A 26,210-nucleotide genomic window follows, 5' to 3' on the forward strand; every position below is an offset into this window, starting at 1 on the left:
GCCGCGGTCAGGCCACCACGGGCAGCGACTCGACATGATAGCTGTGGCGCAGGGTGCGCTGCAGGCGCGGATCGAACAGCTCCATCGTGAAATCCGCCGCGGCGCGGATGCCGCCGATGGCGCCCACGGTGCCGCAGGTCATGCCCGCGCCCTGCGGCAGCAGGGCTGCTCCGCCGGTGTAGCCGGCGATCAGGTCCTGCGGGGTGCGCAGCGTGGACAACGGGCCCTCCTGATACAACACCTTTTCGCCGTTCTCGACGATGTAGGAACGGATGATCAGTTCATCCCAATGGGCCGCCACGTCGGCCAGTCGCCAGGCCTCGGTCGCAACGGGCTTGACGCACACCTGCTTGGACATGGCCACGCTGACCGTCTCCAGCTTGCGGTCGGTATGGTCCGACGCGATGCTCACGTACATCTCGCCGTCCACGGCGAAGACGAATGTCTCGACCTCGCCGGAAGACTCCACGCCCAGCGCCTGCACGTTGGTTGCCTGGGTAAGCTGGTTTTCGGCGATGCGGTAATAGAGCGGCACGCTGCTCGGACGCGGCACGCCGATGGCGGCCAATTCCTCGATGTGGTGCTCGATGGCGGCCATGTCGCGACCGGCCCAGCCAGCCACGATCACGGAGTTGAAGTCCACTTCCACCTGGCGGGGATTGGCGTCGTCGATCTTGAATACGGCTTTCATATCAGTCCTGCGGAAAGTTGGGTGAGGAGCGGCGCGGCTTGGCGCCGCGCCGGAATCGGAAGAAGGAATGGATCAGCCGAAGACGCGCGGCAGCCACAGAGCGAAGTCGGGCCAGAACGCCAGCAGCGCCAGCATCACGAACATGGCTGCCACGAACGGCAGGCTGCCGACGATGACTGCGCTCATGGATCCGCTCTTGCGCAGGCTCTGCACCACGAAGAGATTCAATCCGACAGGCGGCGTGATCAGCGCGGCCTCGACCAGCACGATGATGACGATGCCCAGCCAGATGGGGTCATAGCCCAGGCCGATCATGATGGGAGCCACGATGGGGATGGTCGTGATCATCATGGACAGGGTCTCCATGAAGCAGCCCAGCACCAGGTAGAAGATCACCACGATCAGCAGCATCCAGCCGGGAGACAGGCCCAGGCCCGTGATCGACTGCGTCAGCGCATCGGTCAGGCCGGTCGCGGACATGACGAAGTTGAGGAAACTCGCCGCGATGACGATCAGCATGATCATGGCGGTGGAGCGCATCGTGCCTTCCATCACCTCACGCAGCATCGACCACGTCAGGCGGCGGAACCAGGCCGCCAGGATGAATGCGCCCAGCACGCCCAGCGCCGCGGCTTCCGTCGGCGTCGCCAGACCCGCGTAGATCGAACCCACCACCAGGAAGAAAATGCCCAGCGGCGGCGCCAGGTGCACCAGGCTTGCGAAGCGCTGGCCCCAGGTCGCGGTGATCTTCTTGCCGCCCCACGAAGGCTTGGCCACGCAGGCGACAACCACGGTCAGCATGAACAGCGCCGCCATTGCGAAGCCGGGGATGATGCCCGCCAGATACAGCTTGGGCACCGACGAATTCGTCAGCACGCCGTAGATGACCAGGTTGATCGACGGCGGAATCAGGATGCCGAGGGTTCCGCCGGCCGCCAGGCTGCCCAGGAACAGCGGTTCGTTGTAGCCATACTTGCGGATCTGCGGAATGGCGACGGTGCCGACGGTCGCGGCCGTGGCAACGCTGGAGCCCGATGTCGCGGAGAACAGCGTCGACGCTCCGATGTTGGCGTGCATCAGCCCGCCCGGAAGCCACGACAGCCACAGGCTCATTGCGCTGTACATGCGCTCGGCAAAGCCGGCGCGAAGCAACACCTCGCCCAGCATGATGAACAGCGGAATTGCAACCAGCAGGAACTCGTTGTTGGAGCTCCAGGAAATCTCGCCAATGGCGCGAGAAAGCGGCAGCATCGAGAACATCGGATCCAGGATCAGGCCCAACACGCCCAGCGCCGCGCCCACGGGTATCGACAGCCCGATGAGCACCAACAACAGTGTCAAAGCAGTGGCGATCATGCGGATTCTCCCTTTACCATGCGCTCGCCCGCGGCGGCTTCTTCGTCAGCCTCTTCCTGGGCGGAGCGCACGCCGCAGATCTGCTTGACCAGTTCGATGTCGCCCGTCACCAGCGCCGCGGAAGCGCGCGCCAGCATCAGTGCGACGGTGATGCACATCCATCCCAGTCCCAGCATCCAGAGCCCTTGAGGAATCCACAGGGGCGTGGCCAGCGGCGTGTTCGCGGCCGACTTCTGAGTCCAGGAGGTCACCACCACGTCGTAGGCGTAGTAGGTCAGGAACACCATGAAGACGGCCATCGCCACCATGGAAACCCAGTCCAGCACGGCCGACAGGCGCACCGGAAGATATTGGTAGAGCACGTCAACGCGCACGTTGGCGCGCTGCAGCGTGGCAAAGGCCAACGCCCAGGACGTGCTGATCGCAAAAGCGTAGCTGGACAGTTCGTCCGCGCCGCCCGTCGTGAATCCCAGGAATTTGCGCGCCAGCACATCGAAGGAGATGAGCAGCACGCTGGCCACGGTCAGGGCGCCCCCGGCCCATACGGCCGCGCGGGAAAAGCTCTCCGCCCGCCGCAACAGGCCGCCAAGCAGGCGAAAATGTTCAGTTTGAGTCATGAATGAAACCTCTGGTGGCACCGCCGGGCAACGCAGGCCGGTGTCGCGGGCCCGCGTCGCGGCGCCCGCAAGACTGGCCGACGCCGCCGACCGAAACATGCGCCGGCGTGCAAGACCGGCGCATCCTGTCGCTTACTTGCTGGCGGTGAGGTTCAGCGTCTTGCCAACGGTGGCGTTCCAGTCCTTGACGCACTGAGCCGAGCAGCGGGCGGCCCACTTGGGCAGCACAGCCTCTTGCGCGACCTTTTTCAGCAAAGCCTTGTCGGCATCGCTAGGCTGCACGAGGACCATCTTGCCCTTGACGGGGAACGGGCACGAGGCCGCGCCCGTGTTGCAGTCGTAGCCTTCCTGCGTCTGGCGCGCAGCGGCATCCCAGATGTTGTCGACGAGTGTCTTGACGTTGGTCTGAAGGAAATCGCGCACCTTCGGATCCAGCTTGTCCCAGGCCTTCTGGTTGACGGCGTGGATCTGCTGGTTCCAGTTGATCGGCAGCGCGACCAGGTGGGTGGAGACCTCATACCACTTGGCCGAATAGCCGGACAACGAACCCGTGATGGCGCAATCGACCACCTTGTTCTGCAACGCCGGCACCACTTCGCCAAACGCCATCGTCACGCTCGAACCACCAAGCGCCTCGACGAATTCGGCCGTGGTGCGGCTGCTGGTACGGACCTTCTTGCCCTTGATGTCGGCCAGGCCTTTGATATCGGCGTTGCAGAACAGCACCTGCGCCGGATAGGTCGAAATGCCCAGCAGCTTGACGTTGTTGCCCTCGCCGTAGAGCTTGGCGTAGACGGGCTCGAACGCCTGGGTGACTGCGCGCGCGGTCTTGACGTCCGGCGCCAGGCCGGCCAGGTCGATCGCTTCGTTGATCGGGTTGTCGCTGGCGAAGTACGACAACGTGGCGGTGCCGAATTCAATGACCCCCTGGGACATCAGTCGCAGAAGCTCCGGCCCCTTCAACCCCATTTCGTTGAAGCCTTTGATTTCCGCCGTGACCTGGCCCTTGGACAGCTCAGGAATGGTCTTGGTCCAGAACGGCTTTTCGTAGTCGTTGTAAGCAGTCAGGTTGGACAGGCCGCCCACGACCTTCAACTGAGTCTTGGGCAGGTCTTGGGCCTGGACCGCGCCTGCCAACAGGCTGGCGGCGACGGCGGCGAATGCAAGAGACTTCTTCATGGACAAAACTCCTGGCTGGCGGGATGGTCTGTCGCGCGCGGGATCCCGTTATCCTGATCGCGCGCCGTTGGAGATCGAAAGATCAGGGACGAAGCGCAAAAACAGGGAAAGCGCCCACGGCGCTGGCTCGACTGCCGCCGCGACGAGACACGGCACGCTGCCGCATCGGCGCCCTTCTCGGACTGACCCGCAATGGATGCCTATTCATGATTTTCCCCCGCGCCGTGTATCCAGGCGCTACCTTTTTCTGTAGCGCCATTGCATCGCCCGGCGCCATGACCGTCCAATCGTAAGTTGCGATGTGGGGGTATAAATAATTTTTGGGTCTCGCCGGCGTCACCCGGCTCCATTTCCGCAAACCCAGGAATGGCGCGGCTCTGCGGGCGATTCGCACCGGCCCCGAGCTTGCGCGCCGGCACGCCGGGCGAGCATGGCCCGGGCCGATTGCTGGGGAAAACACCTAGGGAAAATTACCGCCTCAAGCCTTTGCGGCAACCTTCTGCGCCATCTGCGCGATGGTGCGCACGGCGTGGCTGTCGGGGCCCTGCACCCAGGTTGCGGTAAAGCTCAGTTCGGGCAACGGATCGGCCTCGACCTGCAGAATCCGCAGTTCGCCGCGGGCAAGCTCTTTCCCCAGGAAGACCGGCGCGATCACGCTCGTGCCGATGGCGTCCTGCGTCATCCGCACGACCATGGACATCGAAGCGCTGCCATACATGCGAGGAGACGTGACGCCGGCCCGGGTGAGCATGTCGCGCACCACGCGATATGGAGAGCTGTTCGAGGGATACGTGATGATCGGCAGCCTGCCTATCGTCGCCAGCGTAAGGGGCTCCGGCCCAAGGTCCAGCATCGGGCTCGCCACCCACGCCAGTGGGTAAGTGCACAAAGGCAGGTTCTCGACGCGCGCCTCCAGCACCGGTCCCATCAGGAACGCCAGGTCGATCTGCCGCGACATCAGGTGCGAGCGCAGGACATGCGTGGTGTCCACTTCAATTTCGAGCACCAGCGCCGGATACGTCGCGTGTATCAGTTCGATAAGCGCGGGCAACCAGGTCTGTACGATGGTTTCGGCCACGCCGATCCGCACCGTGCCGGACATGACGTTCTGCTCGCGCGCGGCCTCGAACATGTCGCGTCGCACTTGCAGCATGCGCTCCGCGTGCGAAAGCAGTTCGTGCCCTTTGGCCGTCAGCTTGACGCCACGCGCATCGCGCTCGAACAGCTTGACGCCCAGGTCTGACTCCAGCGAGGCGATGCGCTGCGAGACGGCTGGCTGTGTAGTGTTGAGCTTGTCCGACGCTGCGCGGAAGCTGCCCAGCGTGGCGACCCAGAAAAAAGTTTCGACGTTGCGTAGTTCTATCATTGGCCTGTTCCCCCGGCGGGATGAGCGTATTATGTCAGCCGCCCATCGCCTTGAACGGCGCCATGGCCAATTCATGCTGAAAGGAGCCCCGTCCATGACCCCGGCCGATAACGGTCGCTTGCGCGCCAGCGCACCTGCCGCGCGCGGCCCGATGATCGGCGTGCTGCTGCTGGTGCTATCGATGTGGACGTTGTCCTGTCTGGACGCCAGCGGCAAGTGGGTGATGAACGCGGGGGTGCCGCTGCTGGTGCTGTCCTGGTTCCGCTATACCGTGCATCTGGTGCTGGTGCTGGCCTTGGTGCTGCCCGCGCGCGGCTTGCGCGTGCTGCGCAGCAACAAGCCGCGCGAACAGCTCATCCGCGGCGGCTCGATGTTCCTGGCCACGCTCATGTTCTTCACCACCCTGAGCTACATCCCGCAGGCCGAGGCCACGGCAATCAATTTCCTGGCCCCACTGCTGGTGCTGTCGCTGGCGCCCTGGATCCTCAAGGAACCCGCCCGCCTGTCGCGCTTCGTCGCGGCCGGCATCGCATTCATCGGCGTGGTCATCGTCATCCGTCCGGGCGGCGGGCTGCACCCCGTCGGCACGATCTTCGGCCTGTTGACGGCATGCTGCTTCGCGGCACAGTTCATCGCCACCCGCCGCGTGGCGGGCGACGACCCTTTCACCTCGCTGATCTGGAGCGGCGCCGTCGGCACGGCCTGCCTCACGCTCACCCTTCCCTTCATCCTGCCGCCCGCCCTGCCGGTTCTGCAGAGCCTGTCGGCACTGGACTGGACCCTGCTGATATCCACCGGCATCACGGGCGGCGTGGGCCATCTGTTCCAGATCGCCGCCTACCGCCGCGCGCCCGCCTCCACGCTGGCGCCGTTCATCTACCTGCAGATCATCAGCGCCACGTCGGTGGGCTGGCTTGTCTGGGGCCACTTCCCGGACCCGCTGACCTGGCTGGGCATTGCGATCATCTGCGCCAGCGGCGTGGGCATCGGCCTCGTCGAATGGCGCCGGGGCGGCCCCAAGCCAGGGGTTGCTTCCGGACCTGCCTCTGGCGGGGCCACCCGCGGCTAGGCGCAGGCCTTCCGCCCGACGCCACGGGCTTGCGGCCTCCCGTACAATGCGGATCGCCTTTTGCCCTTTCCCGCAATGGGCCTGTGGCGATTTCCGAATAAGAGGCCTTCATGATCATCAAGCCCCGCGTGCGCGGTTTCATCTGCGTCACCACCCATCCCGCCGGCTGCGAGGCCAACGTCAAAAACCAGATCGACTACGTCAAGGCGCAAGGCCCCATGACGGGCGGCCCCAAGCGCGTGCTGGTGCTGGGCGCCTCCACTGGATATGGCCTGGCCGCGCGTATCAGCGCCGCGTTCGCCTGTGGCGCGCAGACCCTGGGCGTGTTCTTCGAACGTTCCGGCGAGCCGGGCAAGGCGGGCACGCCCGGCTGGTACAACAGCGCCGCATTCCACAAGTTTGCCGAGGCCGAAGGCCTCTACGCGAAGAGCATTAACGGCGACGCGTTCTCTGACGAAATCAAGCAGAAGACCATCGCCGCCATCAAGGAAGACCTGGGCCAGGTCGACCAGGTCATCTACAGCCTGGCCGCCCCTCGCCGCACGCATCCGAAGACCGGACAGGTGTTCAACTCCACCCTCAAGCCCATCGGCAAGGCGGTGACCCTGCGCGGCCTGGACACCGACAAGGAAGTCATCAAGGACGGCGTGCTGGAACCCGCCACGCAGGCCGAGATCGACGCCACCGTTGCCGTGATGGGCGGCGAAGACTGGCAGATGTGGATCGACGCGTTGCTGGAGGCCGGCGTGCTGGCGGAAGGCGCCACCACCACGGCCTTCACCTACCTGGGCGAAAAGATCACGCACGACATCTACTGGAACGGGTCCATCGGCGCGGCCAAGAAAGACCTGGACCAGAAGGTGCTGGACATCCGCGCCAAGCTTGCGTCTCGTGGCGGAGACGCCCGCGTCTCGGTTCTCAAGGCCGTGGTGACGCAGGCAAGTTCGGCCATTCCAATGATGCCGCTGTACCTGTCGCTGCTGTTCAAGGTCATGAAAGAAGATGGAACCCACGAAGGCTGCATCGAACAGGTGTATGGCCTGTATCGGGACAGCCTGTGCGGCGACACGCCGATCATGGACGAAGATGGCAGGCTGCGCGCCGACTACAAGGAACTCGACCCTGCCGTGCAGGCGCGGGTCCAGGCGTTGTGGAATCAGGTCGACACCGCCAGCATCGACACGCTGACCGATTTCGCCGGCTACAAACGTGAATTCCTGCGCCTCTTCGGCTTCGAGATCGAGGGGGTGGACTACGAAGCGGACGTCGATCCGGTGGTGGAATTCCGCGGCTTGATCTGACTGCGCGGCGGGAGGCCCGCCGCGCGCTGCTGCGTGCCCCGGCTTGCCGGGGCCGCTTTGTTCAGTGGTAATCCAGCATGACCAGATAGCGCTTGGGACCTGAAGCCGCGGCTTGGCCGGCGTCGGGCGCAATCAGTCGCACACTGGTCTGGACGCGGGAAGCCGGGTCATATGTCTGCTTGCCAGCGACCGGAGCGCAAGAAACCTGCGGAAGCGCCTGGGGTCCGGCCTGCGTCACGCGGGGCATGCACTGGCCGGGTTCAACGATGGATCCAACGAATCGGATGACTCCGCCATCCGCGCTGGCCATCGCGGGGGCCAGCAAAGCGACAAACAAGGAAGCACGCACTGACGAGCGGATAGACATGGCAACTCCTTGACGTAGGCATGAACAAGAACGGCACTGCATTCTTCATTCCTATTACGGCACTTCGGCGCAAAAGCTAAGGCCTCGCCACGTCCACCGTCCCACCGCATGGTTGCCTTTGCATCCGCGCTGGTAATCTTCGCCAACTTCGCTTTGCCAACTTCGTCGTTCGATCAGCCTACTCGGGTTGTTTTTCCGCAGCAATCTTATTTTTAGTGTTTTGTCGATTGACTACGACACCAGCTCGAGAAGTCGATCCAGACCGCCATCGTCGATTGCAATCCTGGCTACTTCCCGCACTGCTGGCTTGGCGCGATAGCCCACTGACAGACCCGCGGCGCGCATCATGGGCAAGTCGTTCGCGCCATCACCCACCGCAATGGCGCGGTCCAGTCCCACACCCAACCGCGCGCACACCTCGGCCAGCTTGCCGCGCTTGGCGTCACCGTCGCAGATATCGCCCCAGGCTTGCGGCAGCAGGCGCCCCGTCAGTTTTCCGTCCCGCACTTCCAGCACGTTGGCGCGCACATCGTCCAGTCCAAGGCGCACGCGCAGCCGATCGGTAAAGTGCGTGAAACCGCCGGTGACCAGCACACATGTCAGTCCAGCCGCCTTGCACGCCGCGATGAGCGTCTGGGCGCCGGGAGTAATCCGCAGGCGTTGTTCGTAGACCTCGTCGAGCGCCGCTTCCGGCATGCCGGCAAGCAGCGCCACGCGGTCCCGCAGGCTCTTCTTGTAGTCCGTGATTTCGCCGCGCATGGCGGCCTCGGTCAGCGCCGCCACCTCGGCCTTCTTGCCCATCAGATCCGCCATCTCGTCCAGCGTCTCGATGGAGATCAGCGTGGAGTCCATATCGAAGCCGATGACTTTGTAGTCGCGTAAGGCCAGCGGAGGAACGATGCCGCGCCAGTGCAGGCCCGGGGAAGTGGATTCGTCAACCATGGAATGTCCTTGTCTATTCGGGGTGGGAAAGCCCGTGTTGTTGCGTGCACAGCCACTGGATGAACAACTGCGCCTGGGCCGCGGCCGGCCCGTCCTGGCGATACAGCGCATGGACGCCGTCATTGGGCAGCCGGCGCCCGGCAAACAGCGGACGCAGGCGGTCGGCGCGAATGTCGTCTTCCAGCAGGCACCAGGGCGCAAGCGCGATGCCCAGGTCGTTCATCGCGGCCTGCATGCACAGGAACTGGTGGTCGAAGACCGGGCCGGGAAGCTGCGCCGGCACGTCGACCTTCGCCAACGCGAACCAACGGGGCCAGTGGTCCATGCCGCCCGAGATCTTCAAAAGTGGATGGCCCAGGCAGTCCGCGGGCGCGGACAGGCGATTGCGCTCGATGAACCTGGGCGACGCGACGGGCACATGGAAGTCGTCCAGGCAATGCACGCAGGCCAGGTCGGATTGCGCCATGTAGCCATGCCGGATCAGCACGTCGCTGCCGGCGTCGCCGCCGCGGTCCAGGAATGGACGGCCTTGCGTGCTGAGCTGCACATCGATGCCCGGGTGCAGCGCCTGGAAGGTGGACAGGCGCGGGATCAGCCACTTCATGGTCAATGACGGCGTGGCGCAGACGCGCAGTGCGCCGGCATAGGCCGGCGAGCGAAGCTTGGCCGTCGCGGCGGCGATGCGTTCCAGACTGGCCTGGACCTCGGGGAAATACGCCTGAGCGCAGGGCAGCAACGCAACGCCGCGCGCCTCGCGGGCAAAGAGGGGTTGGCCCGCATACTCTTCAAGGATGCGGATCTGCTGGCTGACGGCACTGTGCGTGATGCTCAATTCTTCGGCGGCCGCGGTGAAACTGCGCAGTCGCGCCGCCGCCTCGAACACCCGCAATGCCTTCAACGGCGGCAGGCTGTGGCCCGCCATCTCAAGCGACGCCCGCCCGGGCGCCGTCCAGGCGCCGTGTTGTGCTGCTCTTTCCCACTATTGCCCTTGTCGTCTATTTATTGTCGGCTGGCGGTCTTTGATCGCCGCGCGCCCTATCCTGCCGCATTCTAGGGGATAGCGGCCCCGCCGACCTCTTAGAAAATCTAACGGCATGCCTTAAAAAACACTGCTGGTCGCAGAGCCGCCCGGTTCCTATGATGCGGTCAATCTCAGGCAGGAACCCACATGGCATCGATCACGGTAGACGGCATCGTCAAGACTTTCGGCGGACAGCAGGTGTTGCGCGATCTGTCTCTGCACATACCCGACGGGGCGTTCTACACGCTGCTGGGGCCCAGCGGCTGCGGCAAGACGACATTGCTGCGCTGCATCGCCGGCTTCTATGCGCCGGACGGCGGACGGCTGCTGTTCGACCAGGACGACGTGACCCATGTGTCGGCCCACCGCCGCGACATCGGCATGGTGTTCCAGGATTACGCGCTGTTTCCCGACAAGACCGCCTTCGACAACGTGGCCTACGGCCTGCGCGCCCGCGGCGTAGCGCGCGCCGAGATCACGCGGCGCGCCAACGAGGCGCTGGACAAGGTCGGCCTGCTTGCCCTGGCCAGCCGTTACCCGGCCCAGATGAGCGGCGGACAGCGCCAGCGCGTGGCCCTGGCGCGCGCGCTCGTCATCCGCCCGCGCGTGCTGCTGATGGACGAACCGCTGTCCAACCTGGATGCCAAGATGCGCTTGCAGATGCGCGACGTGATCCTGGACCTGGTGCGCGAGGCCGGCATCACCACGGTGTTCGTCACGCACGACCAGGAAGAGGCGCTGGCGATGTCGGATCGCATCGCCATCATGGACCACGGCAACATCGCGCAACTGGGCACGCCCGAAGAGCTGTACGGCACGCCGGTCAACGCCTACGTCGCCGACTTCATCGGGTCGGCCAACGTGATTGCCGTGCCCGCCCGCAGCGGACTGCAAGGCGCGCCGGACGGGCATGTGCGCTATGAGTTGTGTGGCCTGGAGTTCGATGGCATGCAGGGCAGCGCCGGCCTGGACGCCCAGGGCGTGCTGATCGCGCGACCGGAGGAACTAGCCTTGATGGCCCCTGCCCCTTACGTGCCGAACACCTTGCCGGGCAAGGTCCTGCGGCGGCAGTACCTGGGGTTCAAGACGGCCTATCGCATTGCCCTGGAGAACGGGTCGGAAATCCGGGTCGAACTTCACGCCGGCAACATGGTGGCGCAGTTCCAGCCGGGGGAATCCGTGCAGGTGCTGATCCCGGCCGACAGCCGCGTCGTGAACGCCTGAGGACGCACCCGCCATGAAAATCAAATGGTGGCCCTGGGGCATCCTGACCGCAATCAGCCTCGTCCTGCTGCTGTTCTTCGTGCTGTACCCGCTGGGCGTCCTTTTCGGAAACAGCATTACGGGCCAGGACGGCGGCTTTTCGCTGGAAGGATTCAAGGCGCTGGTGGCCGACAGCCAGTACCTGGAGGCCTTTCGCAACACGCTGATCCTTGGCCTGGCCGTCACCACGTGCACGGTGCTGGTGGGCGTGCCCTTTGCGTACATGGTGGCCCGCTACGACTTTCCGCTGAAAAACCTGGTGGCCATCCTGCCGGTGCTGACCATCGTGATTCCGGAAATCATCGTGGGCCAGTCCTGGCTGCTGATCCTGGGCAACAACGGCATCCTGACCAACCTGCTGGGTGACGCGGGCATATCGCTGCCCTCGTTCTATGGCTGGACGGGCATGGTCTTTTCCATGACGCTCGTCTACTACACCTACATCTATCTGGGCGTACTGGCCGCGCTGCGCGGTTTCGACGGGCAACTCGAAGAGGCGGGCCTCAGCCTGGGCACGCCGCCGTTCCTGACCAAGCTGCGCGTGCTGGTGCCGGTGCTGCTGCCCGCCGTGCTCGTGAATGCGCTGGTGGTGTTCACGCTGGTGGTGGGCAATTTCGCGCTGGCGATGCTGCTGGGCAGCCGCGTGCCGCTCCTGTCCGTCATGACGTACAACACCTTCGTCAGCGAAATGGGCGGCAGCCCCACGCTGCAAAGCGCGATGTCGGTGGTGTCCATCGCCATCGTGGCCATCGTGCTGTTCTTCCAGAAGCGGGTGGTGGAACGCAAGGTCTACACCATGACCCAGGGCCGCGCGCCCGCCGCCGTGCGCGTGCGGTCGTGGACGGCGCTGCTCTACACCAGCGGCGTGGGCCTCATCATCCTGGTTTCCCTGTTGCCGCTCGTCATCGTCTTCATCGCGGCGTTCACCAAGACCAGCGGGCCGGTCATGCAATGGGGACAATGGTCGCTCGCCAGCATCCAGCGCGCCCTGCACGGCGCGCCCGAGCCTATCCTGAATTCCCTGAAATTCGCGTCGCTGGCGACGCTGCTGGGCGTCGCCTTCGCGGTCCTGGTCAGTTACCTGACGATCAAGAAGCGCACCGCCTTTACCCAGGTGCTGGACTACATCGTCGTGCTGCCACTGACGATCTCGGGCACCGTACTGGGCATTGCGCTGGTGCAGACCTTCAATACCGGCTGGCTGGTGCTGGCGGGCACGTCGGGAATCATGGTGCTGTGCTACACCGTGCGCCGCCTGCCGTTCGCCGTGCGCAATGCGTCGTCCGTGCTGTTCAACATCCCCGAGTCGATCGAGGAAGCCTCGATCAGCCTGGGCGTGTCGCCGCTCATGACGTTCTTCAAGGTGATCCTGCCGGCGATGAAGGCGTCGATCATTTCGGCCGCGATCCTGATGTGGCTCACCACGATTTCCGAACTGTCGGCGTCCATCGTGGCCTACAGCGGCGGCCTGGAAACCATGCCCATCGCCATCTTCCGGCAGGTCGACGGCGGCAGGCTGGGCATGGCGTCCGCGTACGGCGCGGCGCTGGTCACGGTCATCGTCCTGCCCATCATCGTGTCCGTCAAGGCTTTCCGCATCAAGCTGTTCTCCGGCAAATAACCCACCCGCACAGAGGCTACCCATGCAACTCAAGCACTTTCTCAAGTACAGCGTCCTGGCCGCGGCCCTGGCAACGGGCGCCGCGCACGCGCAGAACGTCGTGCTCTACTCGTCCAACAACACCGAGACCATCGAGACCGCGCTGGATGCGGTGAAGAAGAAGTCGCCCAAGCTCAATGTGCAGCCCGTCACCGGCGGCACGGGCACCATGATGAAACGCATCGAGGCCGAATCCCAGAATCCGCGCGGCGACCTCTTCTGGAGCGGCGGCTTCGGCACGCTGGGCGCCTATCGCCAGCACCTGCAGCCCTACCGCCCGGCCGACCTGGACCAGATTCCGGCGGAATTCCGCGGCCCGGACGACCTGTGGGTGGGCACCAATGTGCACGTCATGGTCATGATGGTGAACGAGCGCCAGCTCAAGGGCCTGCCGGCGCCGGCGACCTGGTCCGACCTGATGCAGCCGCAATGGAAGGGCAAGTTCGCCATCACGGATCCGTCCAAGAGCGGCACGGCCTACATGCTGGTGTATGGGCTGTTCAAGCAGTTTGGCCAGGAGGGCCTGGACAAGATCGCGGCCAACGCAGTCGTCACGGCGTCGTCGGGCACTACCTACAAGGGCGTGGCTGCGGGCGAATATGCCGTGGGCATGACGCTGGAATACGCCGCGCAGGAATACGTGGCCGGCGGCCAGAAGGAAATCAAGCTGGTGTATCCGTCCGAGGGCAGCTACCTGGCGCCCGAGGGCATGTTCATCATCAAGGGCGCCAAGAACCTGGACGCCGCCAAGGCGCTGTACGACGGCCTGCTGAGCAAGGAGTCGCAGGAGGCGCAGCTGGTGAAGAACTTCCGCCGTCCCACCCGCACGGACGTTGCGGTCGCCAGCCTGACCACGCTGCCCGACCTGAAGACCGTCAAGATCTTCCCGGTCAGCCAGGAAGCCGCTGCATCCGACTATGAGGCCGTGGTGGCCGCCTGGAACCAGGCCGTCGCGAAGTCGAAGTAAAGGGGATGTGTCCGACGGCGCCTTCAGGCGCCGTCGACCATGCGGCCCGCGGCCAGCACCAGTTGCCGCCCGCAGCGGGCCGCCAATTGCGGATTATGGGTCACCAGCACCAGCGTGGTGCCGTGTTCCCGATGCAGGTCGAACATCAGGTCGATGACCGTCACGCCCGTGGCGGCATCCAGGCTGCCGGTGGGTTCGTCGGCAAACAGCAGGTCTGGCTGCACGACGAAGGCCCGGGCCAGCGAAACGCGTTGCTGCTCACCGCCGGACAGGGTGCGCGGATAGTGATGCAGGCGCGCCCCCAGCCCCACCCTTTCCAGCATGGCCTGCGCCGCGTCGCGCGCCGACTGGCCCGCCAGTTCCAGCGGCAGCATCACGTTTTCCAGCGCGGTAAGGTTGGGCAGAAGCTGGAAGGACTGGAACACGAATCCCACGTGATTGGCCCGCAGGCGCGCCCGGCCGTCCTCGTCCAGGGCAAACAGGTCCTGTCCCGCCAGGTGTACGCTACCCACGCTGGGAACATCCAGCCCCGCCAGGAGTCCCAGCAAGGTGGACTTGCCGGAACCCGAACTGCCCGTGATGGCGACGGCGCTGCCGGCAGCGACCGTAAAATCTATGCCTTCCAGGATAGACAGCGTCCCGCCGGCATCGGCCACCCGCTTGCCCAGCCCTTTCACCACGATCGAATTATTGCTATCCATGCGCCTCTTTTCCCGTCTGCTACTTGTGTCCGCCCTGGCGACCGCCCTGGTGGCGCCCGCCTCCGCTCAGACCGCCGCGGCGGCCCAGGGTTCCGCCCCCCGCACCGTGCTGGTGGTTGGCGACAGCCTGTCCGCCGAATACGGCATCAAGCGCGGCACGGGCTGGGTGCCCCTGCTGTCCGCCAGAATCTCCGAACAATACCCGAAGTTCCAGGTCGTCAACGCCAGCATCAGCGGCGACACGACCAGCGGCGGCGTCGCCCGACTGCCCGCTTTGCTGCGCCAGCATGCGCCCGCCGTGGTGGTCCTGGAACTGGGCGCCAATGACGCGTTGCGCGGCCTGCCTCTGAACATGACCGAACAGAACCTGCGCGTCATGGCGCAGGCGGCCCGCAAGGCCGATGCTGACGTCCTGATCGTGGGCATGCAGATACCGCCCAACTATGGCCGGGACTACGCCCAGCGCTTCGCGGCGGTGTTTCCCAAGGTGGCCAAAGACGAAAACGCCCGGCTCGTGCCCTTCCTGATGGAAGGTATTGCAACGAACCGGGCGATGTTCCAGGCTGACGGCATCCATCCGAACGAGGATGCCCAGCCGCAACTGCTGGACAACGTGTGGCCGACGCTGCGGCCACTGCTGAACTAAGGCTTGTTTACCACCAGGCTCAGCCGGCGGCTTGAGCCTGGTCTCCACGAATGACGTCGGCCGCGGCCGGCAGCACGTTGACCTTGTACTCTTCGCGCAGCATGCGGATCATTGCTTCGTTTTCGGCCTGACCCCAAGCGCCAGACAGCTGCTGTGCAAGGCGTTCCTTGTCGGCCGCTTCGGTCTTGCCGGCTTCGACCTTCTCGAGGCGCACCAGGGTGTAATCCACGCCCGACTGCACGCCGACATAGGCGGGCAGCGCGGACGACGGCAGGCGCATCACGGCATCCAGTTCGGCGCGCGACAGTTCCTTGGGGTCCTGGCGCGAAACCGTCATGGCGGGACCAAAGCCTTCGGACGCAGCGCCCGGATTGGCCTTGTCGGCCGCCAGGGCCGCTTCGCCGGCCTTCTTGGCGGCTTCGGCGGAACGTTCGTCCAGCAGCTTGCCGCGGATGAGTTCGCTGACCTTGTCGAGCGGCGGCACATGGGCGGGCTCGACGGCGGCCACGCGTACGGCCAGCATGGTGTCGGGCGCCAGTTCGATCACGCCGGAATTCTGCTTTTCACGCAGCACGTCTGACGAGAACAGCACCTGGCGCACGCGCGGGTTGTCCAGCAACGCGGCATCGGGGCTGTCGGCGGCCGAACCCGGACCAGCCTTGTCGGCGGGCAGCAGGCCCTCGCGGGTCACGCCCGAGGCGGTGCGCAGCTTGAGGCCAACGGCGTCGGCGGCGGGCTGCAGGCTGTCGCGCTGGTCGTAGACCTGCTTGTTCAGCTGGCTGGCCATTTCGGAAAAACGCTCGGCAGCGATCTGCTTGCGGACTTCCGCGGTGATCTGGTCCTTGACCTCGGCCAGCGGCTTGATGGCGGCGGGAGAGATTTCGGTGACCTTGACGATGTGCAGGCCGAACGGGCTTTCGACCACGCCCGACACCTGGTTCTGGGCAAGGCCGAAGATGGCCTTGTCCAGCGCGCCAGGCTGCGCGCCCGGGGCGATCCAGCCCAGGTCGCCGCCCTTGGAAGCCGAACCCGCGTCCTGCGAATTCTTGCCGGCCAGTTCAGCGAACTTGGAGGGATCGGCGGCGGCCTGCTTGGCCAGGTCTTCGGCCTTGGCGCGCGCGGCTTTGCGCGCGTCTTCCGACGCGCTGGGCGCCAGTTCGACGAAGATATGGCTGGCGCGGCGGCGCTCGGGCTGGCCGAAACGGCTCTTGTTCTGTTCGTAGTACGACGCCAGGTCTTCGTCCTTGACCTGCACGCCTTGCGTGGCGGCGGCCTCGTCCAGCACCAGATACTGAACCTGAACCTGCTCAGGCACCTGCAGCTGTTGCTTGTTGGCGTCGTACCAGGCCTGGATGTCGGCGGGAGCGACCGTGACTTGCGAGCGGTAATCCGCAGCGTCAAATTTGCGCAGTTGCACCGTGCGCGTCTGCGTCAGCGCCGACTCCAGCGAAGCCACGACTTCGGCGGGCGCGCGGGCCGACTGGCCCACGGGCTCGAGCACGCGGGCGACGGCCAGGTCGCGGCGCAGGCCGGCTTCGAACGACGTGGGCGACATGCCCTGCGCGGCCAGCACCTGGCGATAGCGCTCGGGCGAGAAGCGGCCGTTGTCCTGGACTTCCGGAATCGCGGCGATCGTGTTGCGCAGCGTTTCGTCGGATACCGAGAAACGGTTGTCGGCGGCGACGTTGGCCAGGAGGCGCTGGTTGATGAGCTGGTTCAGCAGCCCTTCGCGCATGGCCGGCGTGTCGATCACGGCCGGGTCGAACTGCGCGCCCAGGCGCTGGCGGAACTGCTCCAGCTGGTTGCGGTGCGCCTGGTCAAACTCGGCGCGTGAAATCGGCTGGCCGGCGACCGTGGCCAGCTCAGGCTCCTGACGCATGAAGCTGTCATAGCCTTGAATCCCGACCAGGAAGAAGGACGGCACAATCAGAAGCAGCAGGATGAACTGCATCCAGCGCCGATGGCTGCGAATAAATTCGAACATGGAATCCCTGTTGCCGCGCTCCGGGGTAAACGCCCGGGGCCGCACGAAAACGCATAAAAAAAGGCGAACTCGATTCGCCCTATTCCCATACCGGTCATGAACCGGATCAGCGGGCGGATTTTACCATTTCTCATTCATATAGGAGCCTTGCGCGCGCTCGGGGCCGGCTGGATGCGGCGGCGGGCGGTCCGACGACACGGACTGACGCGCCCGTCAACCCGGGAAATCACCATTTCCGCACTGCCCCGCCCCCCTTATCGTGGGCCTCAGGGTTAGCCCGCAGTCCGTGCGCGCCGCCCGATGGCCGGCAACTGGCCGGCTCCCTCTTCCTCGCGTAGAAAGGTACTCCACGATGCCCCAAATGCCCTGCCGCCTGCCCATCCTGAAAACCTGCATCGCCCTGGCATTCCTGGGCGGCGCCCAACTGGCGCTGGCCGCTCCCGTGGCGCAAGTGCACGACGCGGCGAAAAACCAGCAGCAGGGCATGCTGGACACGATGCGCGACCTGGTGAACATCGAATCCGGCAGCAAGGACGTCGAAGGGGTCGAACGCATCGCCGAGCTGATCCGGGATCGCCTGAAGGCGCTGGGCGGCAATGTGGAGATCATCGCGCCCACGGACGTCTTCCGACTGGACGACACGCCGGACAAAGTCGGCCCGATGGTCCACGCCGAATTCAAGGGCAGCGGCAGCAAGAAGATCATGCTGATCGCTCATATGGACACCGTTTATCGCAACGGCATGCTGAAAGACCAGCCGTTCCGCGTGGACGGGGACAAAGCCTATGGCCTGGGCATCGCCGACGACAAGCACGGCGTGGCGACGATCCTGCATACGCTGGCCTTGCTGAAGCAGCTGGGATTCGATGGTTACGGCACCGTTACCGTGCTGATCAACGGCGACGAAGAAATCAGCTCGCCGGGCGCGCGCAGCACCATCACACGGCTGGGCGCCGACCAGGACGCCGTTTTCTCGTTCGAGGGCGGCGGCATGGAGCCGCGCCTGACGCTGGCCACCAGCGGCATCGGCGCGGCGTACCTGACCGTGCAGGGCAAGACCTCGCACGCTGGCGCCCGTCCGGAAGGCGGCGTCAACGCGCTGTACGAGTTGTCGCACCAGTTGCTCCAGCTGGACGATCTGTCCAAGCCCGACGAGGGCCTGAAGCTGAACTGGACCGTCGCGCAGGCCGGCACCAACCGCAACGTCATCCCGGGCCTGGCCACGGCCCAGGGAGACGCCCGGGCCCTGCGCGTATCCGACTTCGATGCCCTGTCGCGAGCCTTGGATGAACGCATTCAGAAGAAGCTGCTGCCGGACTCGAAGGTAAGCGTCAAATTCGAGGTGCGGCGCCCTCCGCTGGAAGCCACGGCGGCCTCGCGCGCACTGGCCCAGCACGGCGTGAAGATCTATCAGGAGCTCGATCTGCCGATGAAAGTCGTGGATCGCGCCAGCGGAGGCGGCACGGACGCGGCCTTCGCCGCCCTGAAGGCCCGCGGCCCGGTCATCGAAGGCATGGGCCTCTCCGGGTTCGGCGCGCACTCGAACGACGCGGAGTACATCCAGATCAACAGCATCGTTCCGCGCCTGTATCTGGCGACGCGAATGATCATGGACGTGTCCCAGGACAAGGCGCCGCTGAAGTAGCTTGCCGGAGTGCGGGCGGGAAACGCCCGCGAAGACAAGGTATCCTTGCAACCTGTCTCAAAAGAACCCCATAGCAGCAGCGAAATGACCGCAAACCTTCCCTCCTGGCCCTACTCGCGTCACATCGCGCACCGCGGCGGCGGCCGCCTGGCGCCGGAGAACACCCTGGCCGCCATGCGCGTTGGCGCCGCAAACGGTTTCACGATGTTCGAGTACGACGTGAAACTCAGCAGCGACAACGTGCTGGTGCTGATGCACGACGACGACGTCGACCGCACTTCCAACGGAAAGGGCCCGGCCGCGGCAAAAACCTACGCCGAACTGGCCCAACTGGACTTCGGCGGCTGGCACTCGGCCGCCTACGCGGGCGAACCGCTGCCCACCTTCGCGGCCGTGGCCCGTTACACGGTGGCCAACGGCATCGCCAGCAACGTCGAAATCAAGCCCTGCCCCGGCCGCGAGGCCGAAACCGGCCGGGCCGTCGCTCTGGCCGCACGCCAGTTGTGGCAAGGCGCCGCCACCGCCCCGCTGCTGTCCTCGTTCGCTGAAGAAGCGCTGCAGGCTGCGCGCGAAGCGGCCCCCGAACTGCCTCGCGCCCTGCTGGTGGAAAAGGTGCCTGCCGACTGGCGCGAGCGCCTGGCCAAGTACGACTGCGTGGCCCTGAATATCAATCAGAAGGACGCCACCCGCGAACTGATCGACGCCGTGCACGACGCCGGCTACCGGATCGCGGCCTGGACCGTCAACGACCCCGAACGCGCCCGTCTGCTGCTCGACTGGGGCATTGACGGCATTTTCACCGACGAGCTGGCCGCCATCCGGCCCGCCGCCTGAGGCAGGACGCCCGTGTTCAGCTATCGCCACGCCTTTCACGCCGGCAATCACGCCGACGTGCTCAAGCACGCCATCCTGGTTCACACCCTGGATTACTTCAACAAGAAAGACGCGCCTTACTGGGTCATCGACACCCATGCGGGCGCCGGCCTTTACAGCCTGGACAGCGACTGGGCGGCCAAGACGTCCGAGTTCGCCGACGGCATCGGCCGCCTGTGGGAAGCGCAGGACCTGCCGCCCCTTCTGGCGGACTACGTGGCCCGCATTCGCGACTACAACACCAATGGCCGGCTGCGGCGCTATCCCGGATCGCCCTGGCTGACGCTGGACGCGCTGCGTCCGTCCGACCGCCTGCGCCTGTTCGAGATGCATCCCACCGAAATCGACACGCTGGTCGGCAACCTGGAACACCAGGGCCGCGCGGCGCAGCGCCAGACCACCATCTACGGCGATGACGGTTTCGAAGGCATCAAGGCGCTGCTGCCCCCGCCCACGCGGCGCGGCATGGTGCTGATCGATCCGTCGTACGAAGACAAGCACGACTACCGCCGCACACTGCTGACCGTCAAAGAGTGCATCAAGCGCTTCGCCACGGGCACGTATGCCATCTGGTATCCGCTGGTCCAGCGCCGCGAGGCCAGTGAAATGGCGCGCCATTTCGAGAACCTGAAGGTCAAGAGCTGGCTGCACGCCACCCTGACCGTCAAGAAGGCCACGATAGACGGCTATGGCCTGCACGGCAGCGGCATGTTCCTCATCAACCCGCCCTGGACGCTGCACGACGCCCTGAAGCAGGCCATGCCCTACCTGGCGCGCAAGCTCGCGCAGGACGAGCGGGCCGGCTACACGCTGCAGTACCGCGAGAATCCGTTCCCCGTCGCCAAAAAGCATTCGGACGACTGAACGCCGCGCCGCCTGCGGCACGTAGACGACAAAAGGCCGCGCCTGCCAGGCGCGGCCTTTTTGCTTCCCTGCCCTTACACCGTTTCGGCGTCGGCCTGGCGCAGGGCTTCCTGCGCCAGAGACAGCTTGGACGCCGCGTCGCGCAGCGCGGTGCGCAGCCCCTCTTCGATCACGGGGTGGTAGAACGGCATCTCCAGCATGCGCGCCACCGTGAGTTCCTGCTGCACGGCCCAGGCCAGCAGATGGCCGATGTGTTCGGCGCTGGGGCCGATCATTTCGGCGCCCATGAACCGGCCCGTCTCGATGTCGGCATAGACGTGCAGCATCCCGCGGTTCTTCAGCATGACGCGCGAACGCCCCTGATCGCTGAAGTCCACGGCGCCGGTCACGAACGTACCCGGCACCAGGCGTGCATGTCCCGCCCCCACCAGGGCGATCTGCGGATCCGAAAACACCACACCCAGCGGCGCGCGGCGCAGACCCTGACGCACCTCCGGGAAACGCGCGGCATTCTCGCCCGCGATACGGCCTTCGTCGGCGGCCTCGTGCAACAGCGGCGCATCGGCATTGGCGTCGCCCGCGATGAAGATGGGCGAGCCGCCGGCCTGCATCGTCAGCCGGTCGAACACCGGCACGCCCTGGGCATTCAGTTCCAAAGACGTGTTCTCCAGTCCCAGGCTGTCGACATTGGGACGGCGGCCGGTGGCGACCAGCGCGTAATCGAAGCGCTCCGTGCGTTCGCTGTTGTCCAGTGCGATGTAGCGCACTTCGACCTCATCGCCGACACGCGTCGTTTCCAGCACACGGGCGTCCGTGTCCAGATAGAACTCGCGCTGGAAAATCCTGCGCGCGGTCTGGCGCACCTGCGGATCGCTGATGCCGCCCAGGCTTCCGCTCATGCCGAAAACGCGGACTTCGACGCCCAGGCGAGCCAACGCCTGGCCCAGTTCCAGTCCGATGACGCCGGGGCCGAACACCGCGACGCGATTGGGCAGGCCGTCCCAGGCGAATACGTCATCGTTCACGACAAGGCGATCGCCCAGCGCGCGCAAGGGCGGCGGCACCGACGGACGCGAGCCGGTGGCGATCACCACCCGGGACGCATGAATCTCGGTGTGGTCGTCCACACGAAGCACCGTGTCGGAGACGAACTTGGCATAGCCCCGCAGCTTGTCTTCGGCCGGAATGTTTTCCACGCCTTCAAGCACGAATCCCACGAAGCGGTCGCGTTCACGCTTCACACGGTCCATCACCTCGACGCCGTCGACGGAAATTTCCCCGCCCACGTGCACGCCGAACGCTTCGGTGTGCGCGGCGGCGTGGGCGGCCTCCGCCGCCGCGATAAGCAGCTTCGACGGCATGCAGCCAACGCGCGCGCACGTCGTGCCATAGGGACCGCCTTCGATGAGCAGCGCGCGCTTGCCAGCCGCCTTCGCGGCGCGATAGGCAGCCAGGCCCGCGGTGCCTGCGCCGATGACGGCGATATCGGTTTGCAAAGTTTTCATGTCTGGGGATCCCCCGGTGTTGCGTGATGAACAGGATTCAAGGCGAGTTCCGCCTTGTTGCACGCCCTCGGGACGAACGCTGTCCGGCCCCTCGGCAACGAGGTGCGCGGCGTCGCAAGGACGGGTAAGAAGGGAAACTCGGGGCTGACCGGAACAGGCCGCGGCCTGGAGGCCGCGCGTTCCGGCATGCCGGAAGGGAAACCTCCCTTCCGGCATCGGGATGACTGCTTAGGCGAAGTGCGCCTTCAGGTCTTCCAGGCCGCCGATGAGGGCGCCATTGATGAACACCTGCGGAGCCGTGCCCTTGCCCGACACCGCGCCGATCACGCGGCCACGGACCTTGTTCTCGAGCGGAATCTCGATCGACGAGTAGCCCTTGCTGTCCAGGAGCGCCTTGGCTTCCACGCAGAACGGGCAGCCCGGCTTGGAGAACACGACCACCTGGTCGGGCTTCTTGGCCGACGGGGCGAAGTGAGCCAGCATGGTGTCGGCGTCCGACACTTCAAACGGGTCGCCTTCCTTTTCCGGCTCGATGAACATCTTCTGGACGACGCCGTCCTTGACCAGCATGGAATAGCGCCAGCTGCGCTTGCCGAAGCCCAGGTCGCTCTTGTCGACCAGCATGCCCATGCCTTCGGTGAAGGCGCCGTTGCCGTCGGGCAGCAGCGTGATATTGGCCGATTCCTGGTCCTTGGCCCATTCGTTCATGACGAAGGTGTCGTTGACCGACACGCAGACGATGCTGTCCACGCCGGCGTCGAAGAACGCGGGAGCCAGTTCGTTGTAGCGCGGCAGGTGGGTCGACGAGCAGGTCGGCGTGAAAGCGCCGGGAAGCGAGAAGACCACGACCGTCTTGTTCTTGAACAGGTCGTCGGTCGTGACCTTCTTCCACGTGTTGTCCTCGCGGACGGGGAACGTTACGTTCGGAACACGTTGGCCTTCGCGGTTTTGCAGCATTCGAATCTCTCCTTGGGGTAGCGGGGTTTGGTTAACCACCATGAAAAGAATCATAAATCTCAGCTATCGATTTATCCAATTTAATTAATTTAATTGATTGATAGCCGTAGGCAATTAGGAAATAACCAGAAAAAGGCTGGGCCTATCATAACCCAGCCCGTGCCCTGCTCTTCAGACCCGCGAGGGCTCGTACCCGGCGTCACGGATGGCGGCTTCGATCTTGTCGGCCTGGTCCGTGCCGGTCACCGTTACGCGATGACTCGGGAGGTCGATGGCGACGGCAGCGCCAGGAGCTGCCTGATTGACGGCGCCGGTGATGGTCTTGACGCAATGGCCGCAGGTCATGTCGGGCACTTGGAATTCGATGCTCATTGATTTCTCCAGAGAGATTGGGAGGGGGTGGCCCCGGATGCGACCACTTTGACGGCAGGTTAATCCTTCCCATTATGGAAAGGTCAAGCGTAGAATTGGCCTTGACCTTCCCATAATGGGAAGGATGAAACTGGGTGCTCCCATCCAGACAGAGACTGCCATGAGCGTTGCTCGCCCATCATCATTTTCCGAATTGGAACTTGCCATCGAAGGCATGACCTGCGCATCTTGCGTGAAGCGCGTGGAGAAAGCCCTGACCAATGTGCCCGGCGTTGCGCTGGCGCAAGTCAACCTGGCCACCGAACGCGCCCTGGTGTCGTTCGACCCCGCGGCCGCGCAGCCGCAGGCGCTGGTGGCCGCCGTTGGCAAAATGGGCTACGAGGCGCGGCCCATCGCTGCGCAGGACGACCATGCCGAACGGCAATCGCAGGCGCGCGACGCCGAAGCGCACCGGCTGCAGCGGGCCTTCATCGCGGCGCTGGTGCTGACGCTGCCCGTTTTCGCGCTGGAAATGGGTTCGCACCTGATTCCCGCCATGCATCACTGGGTATTGGCCACTGTCGGCCAACAGAACAACTGGCTGTTGCAGTTTGTGCTGACGACGGCCGTGCTGTCGTGGCCGGGCCGGCAGTTCTTCACCAAGGGGCTGGTGGCGCTGTGGCGCCGCGCGCCCGAAATGAATTCGTTGGTGGCGCTTGGCGCGGGCGCTGCGTGGGGCTATTCGGTGGTGGCGACGTTCGCGCCCGGCTGGCTGCCGGACTCCGCGCGCAACGTCTATTTTGAAGCCGCCGCCGTGATCGTCACGCTGATCCTGCTGGGCCGCATGCTGGAAGCGCGCGCCAAGGGCAAGACCGGCGCGGCCATCAAGCGCCTGATCGGCCTGCAACCGCGCACCGCCCGCGTCATGCGCGACGGCCAGGCGCTGGATGTGGAGATCGAGCGCGTGCGCACCGGCGACGTCGTCATGGTGCGTCCGGGCGAAAAAGTCCCCCTTGACGGCGAGATCATCGAGGGCAGCTCCTACGTCGACGAATCCATGCTCACCGGTGAACCCGTTCCGGTCGAAAAGCAGCCCGGCATGCAGGCAACCGGCGGCACGTTGAATACATCGGGCAGTTTCACCCTGCGCGTCACCCACACGGGCGCGGACACCATGCTGGCCCGCATCATCCGCATGGTGGAAGCCGCACAAGGAGCGCGCCTGCCCATCCAGGCCCTGGTCGACCAGGTGACAGCCTGGTTCGTTCCCGCCGTCATGGCAGCCGCCCTGCTCACCTTCCTGGCGTGGTTCTTCCTGGGTCCGGAGCCCGCGCTGTCGCATGCCCTGGTCAACGCGGTCGCCGTGCTGATCATCGCCTGCCCGTGCGCGATGGGCCTGGCTACGCCCACGTCCATCATGGTGGGCACGGGACGCGCGGCCGAAATGGGCGTGCTGTTCCGCCAGGGCGACGCCTTGCAGACCCTGCGCGACGTGAACGTCGTCGCGTTCGACAAGACCGGCACGCTGACGCTGGGCAAACCAACCCTGACCGAGCTGGAACCCGCGGCAGGCCACGACGCGCAGCAGGTGCTGCAATGGGTGGCCTCGGTACAGGCGCGCTCCGAACATCCCATCGCCCTGGCGATCGTGGCCGCCGCCGCGGACCGCAATATCGGGCTGCTGGCTGCCGAAGGCTTCGCCGCGATTACGGGCGCCGGGGTCGAGGCCGCGGTGGAAGGCAGGAAGGTGCTGGCGGGCGCGGCGCGCCTGATGGCCGAACGTGGCGTGGACGTCAGCGCCTTTGGCGAGCGCGCCGCCGATTGGGGCAATGAAGGCAAGACGCCGATCTATGTCGCGGTCGACGGCCAGGCTGCCGCCATGATGGCCGTGACGGACCCGGTCAAGCCTTCGGCCGTGTCCGCGATCGCCGCGCTGCATGCGCAGGGCCTCAAGACCGCCATGATCACCGGAGACAATCGCCATACCGCGCAGGCCGTGGCGCGCCAACTGGGCATCGACGAAGTGCGCGCCGAAGTGCTGCCGGACGGCAAGGTGCAGGCCATCGCCACGCTGCGCGAAGGCGGCCGCAAGGTGGCCTTCGTGGGCGACGGCATCAACGACGCCCCTGCCCTTGCCGCCGCTGATACGGGCATTGCCATCGGCACGGGCACGGACGTGGCGATCGAGGCGGCTTCCGTCGTCCTGATGGCGGACGATCTGCACGGCGTGTCCAACGCCATCGCGCTCAGCCGCGCGACGCTGGCCAACATCCGGCAGAACCTGTTCTGGGCGTTCGCCTACAACGCGGCGTTGATTCCGCTGGCCGCGGGCGCGCTGTACCCGGCCTTTGGCCTGTCGCTGTCGCCGATCTTCGCCGCCGGCGCCATGGCCCTGTCGAGCGTCTTCGTATTGGGCAATGCGCTGCGCTTGAAGGCTTTCCGCCCGCAGCACGGGAGTCACGCATGAACATCGGACAAGCCGCAAAGAGTTCGGGCATTTCCGCCAAGATGATCCGCTACTACGAAAGCATCGGCCTCATCGGCCCGGCGGTGCGCACGGACTCGGGCTACCGGGTCTATACCGAGCAGGACCTGCACACGCTGCGCTTCGTGCGACGCGCGCGTGACCTGGGCTTTTCGGTGGAACAGATGAACGAACTGCTGGCGCTATGGAAGGACCGCAGCCGCGCCAGCGCGGACGTCAAGCGCATTGCGTTGGAGCACGTGCAGGAACTGGAGCGCAAGGCCGAGGCCCTGCGCGACATGGCCGCCACGCTCAAGCATCTGGCGCAGCACTGCCATGGCGACGACCGGCCCGACTGCCCGATTCTGGAAAACCTGGGCTGTTCCCATTGAGCCGCCGCGCTCCGAAAAGGACGCGTTGA

Annotated in this window: 24 protein-coding genes; 11 read left to right on the forward strand and 13 right to left on the reverse strand. The window is 65.3% G+C overall.

The features are described 5' to 3' along the window. Positions 1 to 7: 7 nt before the first annotated feature. The 5 genes from RT614_RS09015 to RT614_RS09035 all read right to left on the reverse strand — a co-directional run bounded on the left by RT614_RS09015 (position 8) and on the right by RT614_RS09035 (position 5,209). Positions 8 to 691: a DUF2848 domain-containing protein gene (locus RT614_RS09015; protein WP_313621764.1), complete on the reverse strand. Its 684-nt coding sequence runs from the start codon at positions 689 to 691 to the stop codon at positions 8 to 10. A gap of 72 nt (positions 692 to 763) precedes the next feature. Beyond that, a complete protein-coding gene (locus RT614_RS09020) occupies positions 764 to 2,047 on the reverse strand; it encodes a TRAP transporter large permease (RefSeq protein ID WP_313621765.1) in 1,284 nt (427 codons plus the stop codon). After that, positions 2,044 to 2,664, reverse strand: a complete 621-nt coding sequence (locus RT614_RS09025) for a TRAP transporter small permease (RefSeq protein ID WP_313621766.1) — start codon at positions 2,662 to 2,664, stop codon at positions 2,044 to 2,046. Before RT614_RS09025 ends, RT614_RS09020 begins: the two co-directional genes overlap by 4 nt. Before the next feature lie 132 nt (positions 2,665 to 2,796). After that, positions 2,797 to 3,843, reverse strand: coding sequence for a TRAP transporter substrate-binding protein (locus RT614_RS09030; protein ID WP_313621767.1), 1,047 nt, complete (start codon positions 3,841 to 3,843; stop codon positions 2,797 to 2,799). 478 nt (positions 3,844 to 4,321) lie between these two features. Next, the gene (locus RT614_RS09035; protein ID WP_313621768.1) at positions 4,322 to 5,209 is read right to left on the reverse strand and encodes a LysR family transcriptional regulator; all 888 of its coding nucleotides are present in this window, start codon (positions 5,207 to 5,209) and stop codon (positions 4,322 to 4,324) included. A gap of 94 nt (positions 5,210 to 5,303) precedes the next feature. Here RT614_RS09035 and RT614_RS09040 point away from each other — a divergent pair, with 94 nt between their 5' ends. Beyond that, positions 5,304 to 6,278 (forward strand): DMT family transporter, encoded by a 975-nt coding sequence (locus RT614_RS09040; protein ID WP_313621769.1) that lies wholly within the window; start codon positions 5,304 to 5,306, stop codon positions 6,276 to 6,278. Positions 6,279 to 6,388: 110 nt separating this feature from the next. Further along, entirely contained in the window at positions 6,389 to 7,579 is a 1,191-nt protein-coding gene (gene fabV / locus RT614_RS09045) for an enoyl-ACP reductase FabV (protein WP_313621770.1), read from the forward strand. 61 nt (positions 7,580 to 7,640) lie between these two features. Here the strand turns inward: fabV and RT614_RS09050 are convergent, their stop codons facing one another. The 3 genes from RT614_RS09050 to RT614_RS09060 all read right to left on the reverse strand — a co-directional run bounded on the left by RT614_RS09050 (position 7,641) and on the right by RT614_RS09060 (position 9,810). After that, positions 7,641 to 7,946, reverse strand: coding sequence for a hypothetical protein (locus tag RT614_RS09050; protein ID WP_313621771.1), 306 nt, complete (start codon positions 7,944 to 7,946; stop codon positions 7,641 to 7,643). 231 nt (positions 7,947 to 8,177) lie between these two features. Beyond that, complete coding sequence (serB, locus tag RT614_RS09055) at positions 8,178 to 8,888, reverse strand: phosphoserine phosphatase SerB (protein WP_313621772.1); 711 nt, start codon at positions 8,886 to 8,888, stop codon at positions 8,178 to 8,180. A 13-nt stretch (positions 8,889 to 8,901) separates the two neighbouring features. Next, entirely contained in the window at positions 8,902 to 9,810 is a 909-nt protein-coding gene (locus tag RT614_RS09060; RefSeq protein ID WP_313621773.1) for a LysR substrate-binding domain-containing protein, read from the reverse strand. Positions 9,811 to 10,056: 246 nt separating this feature from the next. On the opposite strand from RT614_RS09060, the gene RT614_RS09065 reads away from it, so the two are divergent. From RT614_RS09065 to RT614_RS09075, 3 genes are read left to right on the forward strand one after another with little or no spacing between them, the layout of a single operon-like run. Next, a complete protein-coding gene (locus RT614_RS09065; RefSeq protein WP_313621774.1) occupies positions 10,057 to 11,133 on the forward strand; it encodes an ABC transporter ATP-binding protein in 1,077 nt (358 codons plus the stop codon). Between the two features lie 13 nt (positions 11,134 to 11,146). Then, positions 11,147 to 12,793 (forward strand): iron ABC transporter permease, encoded by a 1,647-nt coding sequence (locus tag RT614_RS09070; RefSeq protein ID WP_313621775.1) that lies wholly within the window; start codon positions 11,147 to 11,149, stop codon positions 12,791 to 12,793. Between the two features lie 22 nt (positions 12,794 to 12,815). After that, complete coding sequence (locus tag RT614_RS09075; RefSeq protein ID WP_313621776.1) at positions 12,816 to 13,799, forward strand: ABC transporter substrate-binding protein; 984 nt, start codon at positions 12,816 to 12,818, stop codon at positions 13,797 to 13,799. Positions 13,800 to 13,822: 23 nt separating this feature from the next. Here RT614_RS09075 and RT614_RS09080 read toward each other — a convergent pair whose 3' ends face one another. Beyond that, positions 13,823 to 14,500: an ABC transporter ATP-binding protein gene (locus tag RT614_RS09080; protein ID WP_313621777.1), complete on the reverse strand. Its 678-nt coding sequence runs from the start codon at positions 14,498 to 14,500 to the stop codon at positions 13,823 to 13,825. Between RT614_RS09080 and RT614_RS09085 the strand changes: the two genes are divergently transcribed. Next, complete coding sequence (locus tag RT614_RS09085) at positions 14,499 to 15,146, forward strand: arylesterase (protein WP_313621778.1); 648 nt, start codon at positions 14,499 to 14,501, stop codon at positions 15,144 to 15,146. The genes RT614_RS09080 and RT614_RS09085 overlap by 2 nt on opposite strands. Before the next feature lie 19 nt (positions 15,147 to 15,165). Here RT614_RS09085 and RT614_RS09090 read toward each other — a convergent pair whose 3' ends face one another. Further along, positions 15,166 to 17,130, reverse strand: a complete 1,965-nt coding sequence (locus RT614_RS09090) for a SurA N-terminal domain-containing protein (RefSeq protein WP_313621779.1) — start codon at positions 17,128 to 17,130, stop codon at positions 15,166 to 15,168. Positions 17,131 to 17,482: 352 nt separating this feature from the next. Between RT614_RS09090 and RT614_RS09095 the strand changes: the two genes are divergently transcribed. The 3 genes from RT614_RS09095 to RT614_RS09105 all read left to right on the forward strand — a co-directional run bounded on the left by RT614_RS09095 (position 17,483) and on the right by RT614_RS09105 (position 20,512). Then, the gene (locus RT614_RS09095; RefSeq protein WP_313621780.1) at positions 17,483 to 18,775 is read left to right on the forward strand and encodes a M20/M25/M40 family metallo-hydrolase; all 1,293 of its coding nucleotides are present in this window, start codon (positions 17,483 to 17,485) and stop codon (positions 18,773 to 18,775) included. An 84-nt stretch (positions 18,776 to 18,859) separates the two neighbouring features. Continuing rightward, positions 18,860 to 19,609 carry a glycerophosphodiester phosphodiesterase gene (gene ugpQ, locus RT614_RS09100; protein ID WP_313621781.1) on the forward strand — a complete coding sequence of 250 codons (750 nt, stop codon included), beginning with the start codon at positions 18,860 to 18,862 and terminating at the stop codon, positions 19,607 to 19,609. A 12-nt stretch (positions 19,610 to 19,621) separates the two neighbouring features. Then, entirely contained in the window at positions 19,622 to 20,512 is an 891-nt protein-coding gene (locus tag RT614_RS09105) for a 23S rRNA (adenine(2030)-N(6))-methyltransferase RlmJ (RefSeq protein WP_313621782.1), read from the forward strand. Positions 20,513 to 20,586: 74 nt separating this feature from the next. Here RT614_RS09105 and RT614_RS09110 read toward each other — a convergent pair whose 3' ends face one another. The 3 genes from RT614_RS09110 to RT614_RS09120 all read right to left on the reverse strand — a co-directional run bounded on the left by RT614_RS09110 (position 20,587) and on the right by RT614_RS09120 (position 23,346). After that, positions 20,587 to 22,017: a dihydrolipoyl dehydrogenase gene (locus RT614_RS09110; RefSeq protein WP_313621783.1), complete on the reverse strand. Its 1,431-nt coding sequence runs from the start codon at positions 22,015 to 22,017 to the stop codon at positions 20,587 to 20,589. 228 nt (positions 22,018 to 22,245) lie between these two features. Then, positions 22,246 to 22,974 carry a glutathione peroxidase gene (locus RT614_RS09115; RefSeq protein WP_313621784.1) on the reverse strand — a complete coding sequence of 243 codons (729 nt, stop codon included), beginning with the start codon at positions 22,972 to 22,974 and terminating at the stop codon, positions 22,246 to 22,248. Between the two features lie 171 nt (positions 22,975 to 23,145). After that, positions 23,146 to 23,346 carry a heavy-metal-associated domain-containing protein gene (locus RT614_RS09120; protein WP_313621785.1) on the reverse strand — a complete coding sequence of 67 codons (201 nt, stop codon included), beginning with the start codon at positions 23,344 to 23,346 and terminating at the stop codon, positions 23,146 to 23,148. A gap of 160 nt (positions 23,347 to 23,506) precedes the next feature. On the opposite strand from RT614_RS09120, the gene RT614_RS09125 reads away from it, so the two are divergent. Continuing rightward, entirely contained in the window at positions 23,507 to 25,792 is a 2,286-nt protein-coding gene (locus RT614_RS09125; protein WP_313621786.1) for a heavy metal translocating P-type ATPase, read from the forward strand. After that, a complete protein-coding gene (gene cueR, locus RT614_RS09130) occupies positions 25,789 to 26,181 on the forward strand; it encodes a Cu(I)-responsive transcriptional regulator (protein ID WP_313621787.1) in 393 nt (130 codons plus the stop codon). Before RT614_RS09125 ends, cueR begins: the two co-directional genes overlap by 4 nt. Positions 26,182 to 26,210: the final 29 nt, after the last annotated feature.

Source organism: Achromobacter sp. (genome assembly GCF_032102605.1).
Classification (GTDB): Bacteria; Pseudomonadota; Gammaproteobacteria; order Burkholderiales; family Burkholderiaceae_B; genus Achromobacter.